Annotated in this window: 14 protein-coding genes and 1 pseudogene; 6 read left to right on the plus strand and 9 right to left on the minus strand. The window is 38.6% G+C overall.

Features of this window, described 5'->3' with window-relative positions:
• Positions 1-31: 31 nt before the first annotated feature.
• Positions 32-241, minus strand: coding sequence for a histidine kinase dimerization/phospho-acceptor domain-containing protein (locus QL998_RS01275; RefSeq protein WP_002958087.1), 210 nt, complete (start codon positions 239-241; stop codon positions 32-34).
• A 14-nt stretch (positions 242-255) separates the two neighbouring features.
• Positions 256-1596, minus strand: coding sequence for a sigma-54 dependent transcriptional regulator (locus QL998_RS01280; RefSeq protein WP_290191996.1), 1341 nt, complete (start codon positions 1594-1596; stop codon positions 256-258).
• A gap of 234 nt (positions 1597-1830) precedes the next feature.
• Here QL998_RS01280 and QL998_RS01285 point away from each other — a divergent pair, with 234 nt between their 5' ends.
• Positions 1831-2346, plus strand: a complete 516-nt coding sequence (locus QL998_RS01285) for an NUDIX hydrolase (RefSeq protein WP_290191997.1) — start codon at positions 1831-1833, stop codon at positions 2344-2346.
• A gap of 217 nt (positions 2347-2563) precedes the next feature.
• The gene (locus QL998_RS01290) at positions 2564-3940 is read left to right on the plus strand and encodes an NAD-dependent succinate-semialdehyde dehydrogenase (RefSeq protein ID WP_002958084.1); all 1377 of its coding nucleotides are present in this window, start codon (positions 2564-2566) and stop codon (positions 3938-3940) included.
• Between the two features lie 324 nt (positions 3941-4264).
• Here QL998_RS01290 and QL998_RS01295 read toward each other — a convergent pair whose 3' ends face one another.
• Positions 4265-4432: a hypothetical protein gene (locus QL998_RS01295; protein WP_208611578.1), complete on the minus strand. Its 168-nt coding sequence runs from the start codon at positions 4430-4432 to the stop codon at positions 4265-4267.
• A 198-nt stretch (positions 4433-4630) separates the two neighbouring features.
• Between QL998_RS01295 and QL998_RS01300 the strand changes: the two genes are divergently transcribed.
• On the plus strand, positions 4631-5614 hold the full coding sequence (locus tag QL998_RS01300) for an IS110 family transposase (RefSeq protein ID WP_290191998.1): 984 nt from the start codon (positions 4631-4633) through the stop codon (positions 5612-5614).
• On the opposite strand, the gene QL998_RS01305 is transcribed toward QL998_RS01300, so the two are convergent.
• The 5 genes and pseudogenes from QL998_RS01305 to QL998_RS01325 all read right to left on the minus strand — a co-directional run bounded on the left by QL998_RS01305 (position 5611) and on the right by QL998_RS01325 (position 8324).
• Positions 5611-5799 carry a hypothetical protein gene (locus QL998_RS01305; protein WP_290191999.1) on the minus strand — a complete coding sequence of 63 codons (189 nt, stop codon included), beginning with the start codon at positions 5797-5799 and terminating at the stop codon, positions 5611-5613. The genes QL998_RS01300 and QL998_RS01305 overlap by 4 nt on opposite strands.
• Positions 5800-5862: 63 nt before the next feature.
• A complete protein-coding gene (locus QL998_RS01310; protein ID WP_290192000.1) occupies positions 5863-6321 on the minus strand; it encodes a hypothetical protein in 459 nt (152 codons plus the stop codon).
• A 211-nt stretch (positions 6322-6532) separates the two neighbouring features.
• Complete coding sequence (locus QL998_RS01315; RefSeq protein ID WP_290192001.1) at positions 6533-7612, minus strand: endonuclease/exonuclease/phosphatase family protein; 1080 nt, start codon at positions 7610-7612, stop codon at positions 6533-6535.
• A 23-nt stretch (positions 7613-7635) separates the two neighbouring features.
• Positions 7636-7999 (minus strand): annotated as a pseudogene (locus QL998_RS01320) (hypothetical protein).
• A gap of 76 nt (positions 8000-8075) precedes the next feature.
• Positions 8076-8324 carry a TIGR03643 family protein gene (locus QL998_RS01325; protein ID WP_024605832.1) on the minus strand — a complete coding sequence of 83 codons (249 nt, stop codon included), beginning with the start codon at positions 8322-8324 and terminating at the stop codon, positions 8076-8078.
• Positions 8325-8447: 123 nt separating this feature from the next.
• Here QL998_RS01325 and QL998_RS01330 point away from each other — a divergent pair, with 123 nt between their 5' ends.
• The 3 genes from QL998_RS01330 to QL998_RS01340 all read left to right on the plus strand — a co-directional run bounded on the left by QL998_RS01330 (position 8448) and on the right by QL998_RS01340 (position 11958).
• Positions 8448-9137 carry a transporter substrate-binding domain-containing protein gene (locus tag QL998_RS01330; protein ID WP_290192002.1) on the plus strand — a complete coding sequence of 230 codons (690 nt, stop codon included), beginning with the start codon at positions 8448-8450 and terminating at the stop codon, positions 9135-9137.
• A 29-nt stretch (positions 9138-9166) separates the two neighbouring features.
• Positions 9167-9823, plus strand: coding sequence for a YoaK family protein (locus tag QL998_RS01335; RefSeq protein ID WP_290192003.1), 657 nt, complete (start codon positions 9167-9169; stop codon positions 9821-9823).
• A 74-nt stretch (positions 9824-9897) separates the two neighbouring features.
• Positions 9898-11958 carry a TonB-dependent receptor gene (locus QL998_RS01340; RefSeq protein WP_290192004.1) on the plus strand — a complete coding sequence of 687 codons (2061 nt, stop codon included), beginning with the start codon at positions 9898-9900 and terminating at the stop codon, positions 11956-11958.
• A 19-nt stretch (positions 11959-11977) separates the two neighbouring features.
• On the opposite strand, the gene QL998_RS01345 is transcribed toward QL998_RS01340, so the two are convergent.
• Positions 11978-12769, minus strand: coding sequence for a helix-turn-helix transcriptional regulator (locus tag QL998_RS01345; RefSeq protein WP_024605835.1), 792 nt, complete (start codon positions 12767-12769; stop codon positions 11978-11980).
• Positions 12770-12809 lie beyond the last annotated feature (40 nt).

Raw genomic sequence — 12809 nt, forward strand, 5'->3', positions numbered from 1 at the left:
CCCGAATTAGCGTTTATACAACACTTAATATTTATTGAGAGTCAGTTATTTTTTGTAAACTTTCACTGCATTGTTGACAGTTGTTAATAATCTTATCAAGTGCATCTAGCGCTTTATCTTTTGGCATATCGTTTTCGAGTACCAACTTAATAAGCTCTGCATTCATCGATATACGATTAAGCGGCGCTCTTGCATCGTGAACTAACTTGTTTAGCTGCTCTGTTTGGTTATCGGATGTCATGCCCTTCCTCAAATCTATTTGTATTCGCCAATACCGCCATATGCATTAAGGCGGTTATAAAGTGTTTTAGTACTAATACCCAGCATTTGTGCAGCAAGCGTTTTATTACCTTGCACCTTGTCAAGCGTTGCATGAATAAGCTCTTTTTCAACTTCTTCAATAGTTTGCCCTGCTGATACTGGCTTATCTGCAGTTTGGTTATTAACACGTGAAAACGGCGACTCTAAGTTATCAGGTAAAATAATATCGCTAGTTTGCGGGTCACTCATAATGAATGCTCGGTGTATTGCGTGGCGAATTTCGCGCACATTACCTGGCCATTCATAACTTTGCAGTTCTTTAAGCTGTGCGGGTGTCCAACTAAATGCAGTGCCATTTTCATCATTAAGTTGATCTAAAAATGCTTTCGCTAATAAAGGAATATCTTCTTTTCTGTCGCGTAGCGGCGGTATATCAATAGGGAAAACAGCCAACCTAAAGTAAATATCTTCACGAATAATATTATTTTGCGCTAAATCGGTAAGCGAGCGGTTAGTGGCCGAAATAACGCGACAATTGGTTGGTATTTCTCTGTTACCACCTACGCGTGTTACCTTTTTAGTTTCAAGCACTCGCAGTAAATTTGGCTGCATATCAATTGGCATTTCAGTTACTTCGTCTAAAAACAAAGTACCGTTATTTGATTGCTCAAATACACCTTCTTTACGTGCAATTGCGCCTGTAAATGCGCCTTTTTCGTGGCCAAATAACTCACTACCAATTAACTCTTTTGAAAGTGCGCCACAGTTGCTAGCAACTAATGGCCCTTCGCACTGGCTTGCGTTATGAATAGCTTGAGCCACTACTTCTTTACCTGCACCACTTTCACCCATAAGCATCACGTTAGCATTTGTTTTAGCTACGCGTTCAATCATGTTGTAAAGCTTTTGCATTGGCTCAGATTCACCAATTAAACCGCCAAAGTGGCGTACAATACCGCTCGACTTTGCTTTTTTAACTGCTTTTTTAGGGCCATTTAAAACGAGTTCTAAATCTTCACGTTGTAATGGTTTTAATAAATGCCCTACATTTGGCTCACACATATCAGCTAAAATACCTTTAACTGAAGGATGGCCCGAAATAAGTGTAATTTTTGGAGATTGCCCAATCGTTTTTAAGTGATCAAGTAAGTGCAAACCGCTACCATCAGGCAGCATAAAATCAAGCAGCACATGATCAAAGGCATTATTTTCAAACCATTGATGTGCTTCTTTTAAACTGGTAGCTGTGCTTATATTGTGGCCGAGGAATTCGACTATGTGGCAAACAACGTCACTAAATTCAACGTCGTCATCTACTAAAAGTATGTCTAACATGATAAATCCCTATGCTTTTTTCTTATTCTACGCATCCTAGATATTAATTTAAAGGTGCGCCCAGAATCTAATTTTTAAAATAAACTTAAGCGATTAAATGCTATTAATGTTACCAACCTAATATTTACGTATGCTGAAAAAAATCGATCATAAATTATGATTAATAATTAAAATCGTTTCTATTTATAGAATGGTAGCAACTATTATTATTAAAAACCTAAAAAAGGAGACGAAATGCAGCAATTAAAAACCTTAATACATTCAGGTATTAATATTGACCAAGGCAGTCAATTTACCCGTTTAACGGCTCGCGCCATTGTTATTAAAAATAATAAAATACTTTTAATGTATACAAACCGCTATGAAGACTACAGTTTACCTGGTGGTGGAGTAGATGACGGCGAAAGTATTGAGCAAGGCTTAATTCGCGAACTAAGCGAAGAAACTGGTGCACAACAAATAAGTGTAGTTAAAGCCTTTGGACTCTATGAAGAGTATCGCCCTTGGTATAAAGATGATTTCGATATTATTCATATTAAATCGTATTGCTTTGTATGCAGTATTGCCGACGAGTTTGGCAAAGCGCAGTTAGAGCATTACGAGCAGCAAAATGGCATGACCGCTAAATGGGTTAACATTAACGACGCAATTGCACATAACGAGCGCACACTTGCTAACAGTGAAAAACAAGGACTCTCCATTTTACGAGAAACCTACCTATTAAAACGTATTGCTAAAGAACTTCTATAAGTTAAATAAACATGAGCAATCACCCTTGTAACTTTTGCATAAATCAGAACTTTTTACTGCCTTGGATAATATATTTACAGTAGTAAAAAGTTATTAGCAGAATAAAAACAAGAAATGAACTCTATATTTCAATGACTTAAATTTAATTAACATTGCTTTTTTGATTTTGGCTTTTGTTTTGCACCCTTATAGATAATTAATTTGTAAGGAGATAGAAATGAGTAACACAGTTAAAACGATTAATCCGGCAACTGAGCAAACCATTGAAACCTATACGCTACTTTCTCAAAAAGAAGCTGAACAGGTAATCGAAAAATCTCACGAAACATACTTAAAATGGCGCTTAACGTCGTTCACTGAACGTGCGAGATATCTTAATAAGTTAGCCTCACTTTTCGAAGAGCAAAAAGAATCTATTGCAAAACTCATGACCGAAGAAATGGGTAAAGTATACGAGCAAGGCTTTCAAGAAGTTGAACTATGTGCAGCTATTTGTCGTTACACCGCCGAAAACGGCCCACAAGTACTTGCTGACGAAGAACGTGATATGGACGGCGGCCGAGCAATTATTAGCTACCAACCAACGGGCGTATTATTAGGTATTCAACCGTGGAACTTCCCGCTTTATCAAGTAATTCGTTACAGTGCAGCCAACATCATGGCAGGTAACACAACCGTATTAAAACATGCTGGTAACGTATTTGGCATGGCTGAAAAAATTGAAGAGCTATTTAAACAAGCTGGTTTCCCAGAGTATTGCTTTAACAATTTACTTATCGACGGCAAAACCGCCAGTTCTCTAATTGCACACAAAGCAATTAGCGGCGTAACCTTTACGGGTAGTGATGCGACAGGTAAAAAAGTAGCTGAAGAAGCGGGTAAACACGTTAAAAAGACAGTGTTAGAGCTTGGTAGTAATGACGCTTACTTAGTACTCGATGACGCCGATTTAGAGCTTGCAGTTAAAACCTGTGTAACAGGTCGCATGATCAATAACGGCGAAACGTGTGTTTCAGCTAAACGTTATGTTGTTGTTGAGTCACTTTACGATGACTTTAAAGCGCAAATTAAAGAGCAGTTTGAAGCCATGAAAATGGGCGACCCAATGGCAGATGACACAGACTTAGGTCCAATGGCCCGTGAAGATTTACGCGACGGTATTCACGACCAAGTAATGGAATCAGTAAAAGCAGGTGCAAACATAGTAACGGGTGGCGAAATACCATCGCAAACAGGTTACTACTACCCACCAACACTACTTGATAACTTATCGCCTGGCATGCCTGCGTACGATGACGAATTATTCGGCCCAGTAGCTTCGCTAATAAAAGCGAAAGACAACGACGATGCAATGCGTATCGCTAACGACTCTCGCTACGGTTTAGGCGGTGGTATTTTTTCAAAAGATGAGAAAAAAGCCATTGAACTTGCTAAAAAGCACTTTGACACAGGTATGATCAACATTAATGGCTATGGTTTAGCACAGCCTAACTTACCGTTTGGTGGTGTTAAAGGCAGTGGCTATGGTCGAGAGCACGGCGGCTTTGGTATGCGCGAATTTGTGAATGTTAAAAGCATTATGATCGCTAGCTAATTTAGCTGCATAAATGAAATAAGTGTTTTAAATAGATATTTTTAATACCTGTTTAAATACAAAAACTACTAAGCCTAAAAGTGGTAACCGCTTTTAGGCTTTTTTTATAACTTTTAGAAGATTGCTTTTAGAAAGTAGTTTTCAGGAGACAGTACTTAGTTTTTAGTAAGAGACAGTACCGAGTTTTAGATATATTCGTAGGGGCGATTTTACATCGCGCTTTTAATCTGAGGAGTCAAAGACTGCAAACATAGCCTTTAATGGGGAATAAATATCGTGGTCTAATTTTATATTTAATCGTAGACACTTATATCACCTAAGTGTTTAGTCGTTTTTCAATGCTCTAGCTAAATCATTTACTGCGGCCTGAACAACTAACCAAGAAATATCACATGTATCTGCATCAGGGTACATTTTACTAGCCATTTGCTCATAAGGATGTATTAGATTACGAAAACCTCTAAGTGCATGAGAGAACTGTCTAACATCCATACCTAACCAACCTTGTATCTCTCATTGATAAATGATTAGCTATCATTTATCACATCGAAGTCAGTGAGCTTGCCTGTGCGTCTAGTATTTAATACTGCTCCGTAGATAAGGCCCTGACTTTCTATTCTCAGAAACTGAATGGTATCCAAGCACATTTTTTTTAAGTAGATGCTGTATGTACAAGGGGAGTAAGTAGAGATGATGTTTATCGGCATTGATATTAGTAAAGAGAAGATTGATTTATCGTGGTTGAGAGACCAGCTTACAAACAAAATTAAAACAAAAGTCTTTAAAAACAAGCATCAAGACTTTTTAGCAATAGAAAAATGGCTTTTAAATACAACTAAAAGCGCTGCTAATGAGCTCGTTATCACCCTCGAACCAACGGGTGTTTATCATGAAGCACTGATGTATTTTTTACACGAGCAAGGCTTTAATATTATTTTAGCGAATCCCGGTAAAGCTAAAAAGTATGCAGACGCTTTAAACATAATTCATAAAACAGACAAATCTGATGCAACGATGCTTGCTCATTACGGCTGTGCTAAGCACGCAGTCGTTAGTTATTGGCAACCTGATGCATTAGAAGTTAGAGAGCTTAAAGCCCTTATCCGTCGTTTAGATGCGCTTGAGAGTAACCGACAACGAGAAGCTAACCGATTAGAAGCAAGTGAATTCAGCAACGTTTCCGCGCGTGTTTGCCAATCGATAAAAGTAACTATCGCATTTTTAGATGACGAAATTAAACAGCTTAAATCTGACATTGATAACCACATAGATAATGAACCTGATTTAAAAAGAAACAGGAAACTACTTGAGTCTATCCCTGGCATAGGGCCCATATTATCGAGAGAGCTGACGTATTTATTTGCGGCTAAAAAATTTAATAAAGCCAAAGAAGCGGCGGCTTATTGTGGATTAATTCCACGGCATAATGAATCGGGTAAATTAAAAGGGCGAACATCAATCAGTAAACTTGGGCCAGCCAGAATTCGATGTAAACTTTATATGGCGGCCATTGTTGCAGGGCAATGGAATAAAACAATAAAACGACATAAGTTAACGTTAATAAATAATGGTAAAACACCGATGCAAGCTGTGTGTGCAAATATGCGAAAGCTCATTCATATATGTTTTGGTGTAATAAAAAACCAAGAAGCGTTTAAGCTCCAAGAAAGTTAAATACGACCTTGAAGCTTAAAATGAGAGATGGTATCTACGTTATGTGCCACATCAATCATTTCAGCTAGCTTCCAATGTGCGAAACTTTTTACTTTTCCTGACTTTGAATCTTTAGGCGCAGTAGTACACTGATTTGCTTTACCGGGGTTTCTTTGAAGAACTCCTAATAATAATCCTTCAAGCATACTACCCATGATTATTATTGCTGAAAGGTGGGCTTTAGAATCGACGCAACGCTGGGCTTCTTCCTAACGATCTACAAGTATCTTTCCTACTTCTGATTCAAGACCTAACGCCATAAAATCAGGTGCAGGCATTGGAGAAAGTGAAGAAGTTTTTACATTTTCATCTGAAAAGTTAATATCAAATTTTTCAAACTTAGGTTCAAGACCTTCTAATTTAATCTTGAAACCCTCTACATAGAGGATTTCATTCAGCATGGTTAATGCACTTTTAATTTTATCTCTATCACCTTTGTATTCTTTTGGTGATGAAAGACGCTTGAGAACAGCAGCTAATTGTTCACGATTACATTCTTTAAGCTTTTCATGTACCCACCACTGTCGAGTTGAGCCATCATGGATAAATTGAGGTAATCCAGATCGCTCAAAAAAATTTGTGATCTTTGAGCTAGAACGATATTCAGGATGGTTTTCTCCATTACCACAAATAAATTCAGCAATTCTATCTAGTGTACTATCGTCCATGAGGTTCCTTAATGCATCAACAGCCAAATATCTATACATTACAATCTAACAAATCTGATAACTTGTGTCTTCTTTCACTTTTAATTCAATTATCTGCTGAAATAAGTTAATTATTCATCAATACTTCAAGTTTAAATATTTGTAGATGAAACTGAAGATTAGCGCTTAAATATAATCAAGTTCTAAGCTTTGATTAGTATGACTGAGGCTATTATTGTTCCTCAAACCTCGGCACTTTTCGCTTATCTGCCTTATTCATAGCAAGCTCTTGAATTTCTTCTTGCTTAAGTTCATCGGATTTATCTTCTAATGATTGCTGATTAGCGTTTTCATAAGAAAGCTCAGTGAGTAGCGCAAAGTGATCAGAGCCATACTTAGCTAAGCGCTTAATACGTTTTACTTTAAATCCTTCGCTGTGAAATAAGTGATCTAGCGGCCAACGCATAAAAAAGTAGCCTGCATGAAAGGTGTTATAAAAACCACGGCCTTTTCGAGGGTCTAAAAAGCCACTTATTTGCATAAACAAACGGGTGCTGCGCGACCACGCTACGTCGTTTAAATCTCCGGCAACTATGGTAGGTCGTGTAGGGTTTTTAAGTGCTTTAGCCACCATTATTAGCTCTGAGTCGCGCGGACGTGATGAATCTTCCTCAGTCGGGCTTGGTGGTGCAGGGTGAATAAAGTGCCCTTGCATTTGCAGGCCTTCATCGTTTTCAAACAAAATATGAATTGAGGGAATATCTTCTTCTATTAGCTCACATATTTGTGCATCGAGAATTTTAAACTTGCTGTATAAGTGCATGCCGTAACGATTGTCTTTAGGGCATTCTATGTAATACGGGTAATTTTTTTTAATGACTGATAATTTATTTTCCCACCAGCTATCGCTCTCAAGCGTAATAAGTAGGTCGGGTTGATGCTCATCAACAAGACTAATTAACTGCTCACTTTTATGGTTCGACATAAGTACATTTGCCGACATAATCCTTATACTATGATCTATATGCTTAGGTGCGCTTTGCACTTCTTTTTTAGCAAGCCACGTATACGGGTAAATCCATTTACCTTGTAAAATCATTATAAGTAATGAGGTTAAGGCTATAAACACGTAACCTATTTCGCTACTTTGCCATAATAAAAACAACGAAGTAACGGCGACAAAACTGGCAATATAAAAAACCTGTAAACGAACAAAGTCGCAGCTACGCACTAAGTAATGCTGGCTGTACGACATAGGTAGTAAGGTAACCAGTAAAAAAAAGCCAATAATTATAGCCAGCGCAATGAGCATTTTAATATCCTTATAAAGTTAATTTAGCGACTTAAAATTGAAAGTATTTCTCGAGTATCGTGCACCATATGGATAACTGTACGGTCTATTTCAATACTCACTGTACCATTATCTCTAGAGCGTTCAATCACTCTACCTCGTTTGTATAAATCACGATCTAAATAGTCGCCTCGGTGGTAGCTTTTACTTAGCACTGGTGGCGTCCAACCTGCACGAATTAGCTGCTTAGCCTCTTTTTTAGAAAGGTAGACATTGTCGTTATGCTTATGTGAATGATGCTTTTTTGTGGCCGTGTTTATGACCATGCTTATCTTTATGCGGTTTTGCATCTGCGCTTATTGAAAATAAAGCCAATGCTATTAGTACTGTGTGTATAGGTGCTCTCATAAATAATCTCTAGCATAATTAATAGCTAAAGATTAACAAACACGGATGAACATCATATGAAACAACTAACACTTATTTAACGTTGTTTATATTGTGTTTTACAGTGGCTTCGCATAATGGCGGGATCGCGTAATTTTAAATGTTTTGTTTTACGACCTGCATGGCGCTTACGCCACACTTTAAAACTGCCTTTTGAAACATTGTCTCGCATAAAAACCACCAGCTGCGGATACTTTAATCCGTATAGCTTCTCTATAGCCTCGTAGGGGGTTCTATCTTCCCACGCCATTTCGATAATGCGTGACTGCTGCTCTGCGTTAAACATGGTATATCTCACAAATTTTAACTTATACGCTAGGTAAAAATACTTAGATCAATGCAATTAAGCTCAGTAACTGTATAATTGGCGTTCAAGTTATGTACTTTAAAAGATATCGAATTTATATTTATGCGCGCAATATTTCTGTTTTTAGCCTTAACTTTTCCCTCGTTATTACTTGCAGCGCCAAGTAAAACTCTGCGCTGCGTTACAACGCACTATCCTCCTTTTACTATTTACGATGAAAAAGCCGATACATTTACAGGTTTAGATATTGATTACATTAAGTTTATTGAAAAAAACTTAAACCTCAAAATCGACGTTGTTCATTTACCTTGGGCGCGTGTTAAAAAAGAGATGGAGCTGGGCTATTACGACTGCTATTTCTCATTGGCCAACTATAAAGAGCGTACAGAATATTTAGACTTTACTAGCGAGCCTTTGCATACCACTAAGTTTGGTTTATTCACGTTAAATGAAGATAATCTGCTTATTGATGATTTATCAAAAGCCGCTATAGCTATGTTACGCGGTGTTATTCTTCCCAAAATTATCGCTAAAAAGTACAGCCTTGATGAGAATAATCTGCTTCGTTCACTTTCAACTAAAGACACTTTTGAGCTGCTAGAAAAAAATCGCGTTGAATACGCAATAACTAACTATCAAGCGGGTTTGTGGTACTCAAAGGAATATAAAAACGTATCCGCTAGGCAGCTCAATGAGTTTACGTTTCCTACTTACATTGCTTTTAAGCGTGGCGTAATAGATACAAAATTAGTTGATGAGCAAATAAAGCGTTTTAAAGCACAAACTCAATAATTAACACTGTACACGTTAAGAGATAACCAATGTTTACAAAACTACCAAAGTGGGTTGAATATGGCGCGTTTACGCTCGCATTTATAGCGGGCATAGTAAACGCTGTAGGCTTATTAGGATTTGAGCACCAGGCTATTTCGCATGTATCTGGCTCTGTTACTTTACTTGGTATTAAAGCAATAACTAATCCTAGTACTGCCTTATTGTTACTTTCAATAATTGTTAGCTTTATGTTGGGTTCGGCACTGTCGGGCTTTTTGCTCTCTGGTGGCTCATTAAAACTTGGTCGTCATTACGACACTTTGCTTTTTATTGAAGGATTGCTGCTACTTGCGAGTGCTTATTTACTCAAAAACACATTCGTTTACGGCATTGTTTTAACGTCAGCTGCGTGTGGGTTACAAAATGCGCTAGCAACTAATTACAGTGGTGCTGTTATACGTACGACACATTTAACCGGTATTTTTACTGACCTTGGTTTAATGCTAGGTAAAGCGCTTAAAGGTGAGCAATTTGATACCCGTAAAGGCGTTATGTTTTTACTCATTATTGCAGGCTTTTTAATAGGCGGTATAACCGGCTACGTTTTATTTAAGCATTACTTAGTGCTGGCTTTGGTGTTTCCTGCTGTGGCTTGTTTTGTTTTATCAATTACGTATCGGGTTTATAGGTTACGTACGCTTTAACGCAACAAGTTTAAATGCATATTAAAACCGCATATTATAGAGGCAATGCAATATAGATTACTTTCAAGGAATGTATGAAACCTTATTTTTTGCCGCTGATATTACCCTTTAGCCACACCGCGTTTGCCGATAATCAAAACAACGATGTAATAGAAACCATAACAACGACGGCATCACGTATTGAAGCGCTATCTACCCCACTCCCTTTATCAATAAGTACACTCAGCGAAGCGCAGCTAAATAGCATAGCGCCTACCCATATTGAAGAAGCCCTGCAACGTGTAGCAGGAGCTAATATTCAACGCGGAAATGGCCAAGAATATTTACCCGCACTTCGCTCTCCGGTACTTTCGGGCGCTGGCGCTTGTGGTGGCATATTAACCTTAGAAGATGGCATACCACTTAGAGCCGCTGGGTTTTGTAACATAAACGAGCTATTTGAGGCGCACAGCGAAATGGCACAGCGCATTGAAGTGCTAAAAGGTCCAGGATCTGCACTTTATGGCTCAAATGCTGTGCATGGTGTTATTAATGTAATAACGCCCGACACCACACAAGGCGGTGGCTTAGTTGGCTTAGATTATGGCTCGTACGGTTATACTCGCTACAAATTACGCGCAGGACAAGATTACGGCAACAGCGGTATAGGCATTAACGCAAGTGTTACCGACGATAGCGGTTACCGCGACGACGAAAGCGTAGAGCAACAAAAAGTAAATATTCGCCATCGCTATTCAAATAATAATTTATTACTTTCCTCAGGCCTTACTTATACAAATCTTGATCAGCAAACGGCTGGATTTATTACAGGCTTTGAAAGCTATAAAAACGAAGACCTCGCGCAAAAAAACTTTGACCCAGACGCATTTAGAAAAGCACGCGCATTTAGAGCATGGAGCAATGCAACATGGCAATTAAATAACGATGATGTGCTCTCTACTACGTTATATTTTCGTGACCAAAGCATGGACTTTTTTAAGCATTTTTTACCCGGCACACCGCTTGAAAAAAACAGCCAAACCGGCTTTGGTGTGCAATCGCTTTATCAACATAATTTACAAAGTAATGTAAAAGTAAACCTAGGTCTTGATGGCGAATACACGCAAGCCGACTTTACTCAAAGCCAAAATGAGCCCACTCAAGGTTCTGCATTTTTAGTTGCTACAGTGCCACAAGGTAAGCATTACGATTACGATGTAAACGCGACGCTTTATGCGCCTTTTGCATCTATTGATTGGCAATTAAATAAATGGTTACTTACTGCAGGTGTACGCTACGAGCATATGCAGTACGACTACACCAATAATATGCTAGCTGGTAGAACAAAAGACGATGGCACAGAATGCGGCTTTGGTGGTTGCCGATACAGTCGCCCTGAAAGTGGGAAAAATAGTTTTAGTAATTTATCGCCAAAGCTTGGGTTGAGTTATCAGTACAATACAAATAACACGCTTTATGCGAACTTTTCTCGTGGTTACAGAGCGCCACAAGCCGCTGAGTTATACCAATTACAACGCGAGCAAACTACTGCAAATTTAAGCGCCGAAATAGCTAATAATGCAGAGCTGGGTATTAAAGGAATTTACGAAAAACTACGTTATGGTGTGTCGGTTTACGCTATGAGTAAACACAATACGATTTACCGTGATAGTGACTTTTTTACGGTAAATAATGGCAGCTCTCGCCATCGCGGTATTGAGCTTGAACTTGATTACCAGCTTACAAATACACTCTCACTCAACTTTGCAGGCACGCACGCAAAGCATACTTACACTGACAACCAAGTGCTAAACGGTCTAAATATAAACGGCAACGACATAGATACCGCGCCGCGTAATATTGCTAATTTCGATTTAACATGGCAGGCACTAAACAATGCACAGTTTGCTTTGCAGTGGCAACGCGTTGGTAACTACTACACCGACCCAGAAAACTTAAATAAATACCAAGGGCATGATATTTTAAGCCTGCGTGCGCAGTGGCAAGTTACTAGTAATCTTGAAGTACTTGCTCGCATTATTAATTTAACCAATGAAGCTTATGCAGAGCGCGCCGACTACACCAGTTTTACCGGCGACAGATACTTCCCTGGCAAACCTCGTAACGCGATGCTTTCGGCAACTTACACGTGGTAATGCTTATTTAAGGGCTAAGCTAATTTAACTGATTTAAGTCGCTCATGTATTTCATGGGCGACTTTTTCATTACCTTTTTAAACATAGTAATAAATGCACTCACCGACTCATATCCTAATAACTCCGACACCTGCTGCACACTTTGTTTATCAGAAAGCGCTTTTAAGGCTGTAATTATATGCAATTGCGTACGCCACTTTCCAAATGTCATACCTGTTTCTTTTTTAATTAACCGCGCTAATGTGCGCTCAGTTAATGCAAACTGCTTAGCCCATTGTGGTAGTGTTTTTCGATTGTTTGGCTTGTTTATGAGCTGATCGCTCATAGTTTGAATTACCTCATTTTTAGATAATACAAAATCGAGTGGTTGTACTGGCATTTCAATAAGTTGATCAAATAACACCTGCGCTAAACGTGCTGTTTTACTATTTAAAGTATAGTGCTGATTATGCGCAGCCAACTCGCACATTAGCTCTTTAACCAGCGGCGTAATGGCTAAAGTACAAGTATTTAGCGGCATACCGTTTTTACTACTATCAATAAATAAATGACAAAGCTGCGCGTTATCAGACGCCCTATTACTATGCACCTTTTGTGCTGGGATCCAAATTGCACTATGCGTAGGCACCATCCACATTTTTGCTGACACTTCACACGTTACATAACCATGTAGCGCTAAAATTAATTGCCCTTTTGGATGGGTATGTAGTGGTATTTCGTGACTTGCATGCGCGTGCTCTATTTTCGCTATTATAGGCTGCGCCATAGTTTCAAAATTTTTAATGTCGTCCCAGCCAATTGCATCAAACATAGTTTTGTCTGTTTTTAGTTATTTAATGTCATTATCTCTA

It is taken from the genome of Pseudoalteromonas sp. APC 3691 (genome assembly GCF_030408135.1).
GTDB lineage: Bacteria > Pseudomonadota > Gammaproteobacteria > Enterobacterales > Alteromonadaceae > Pseudoalteromonas.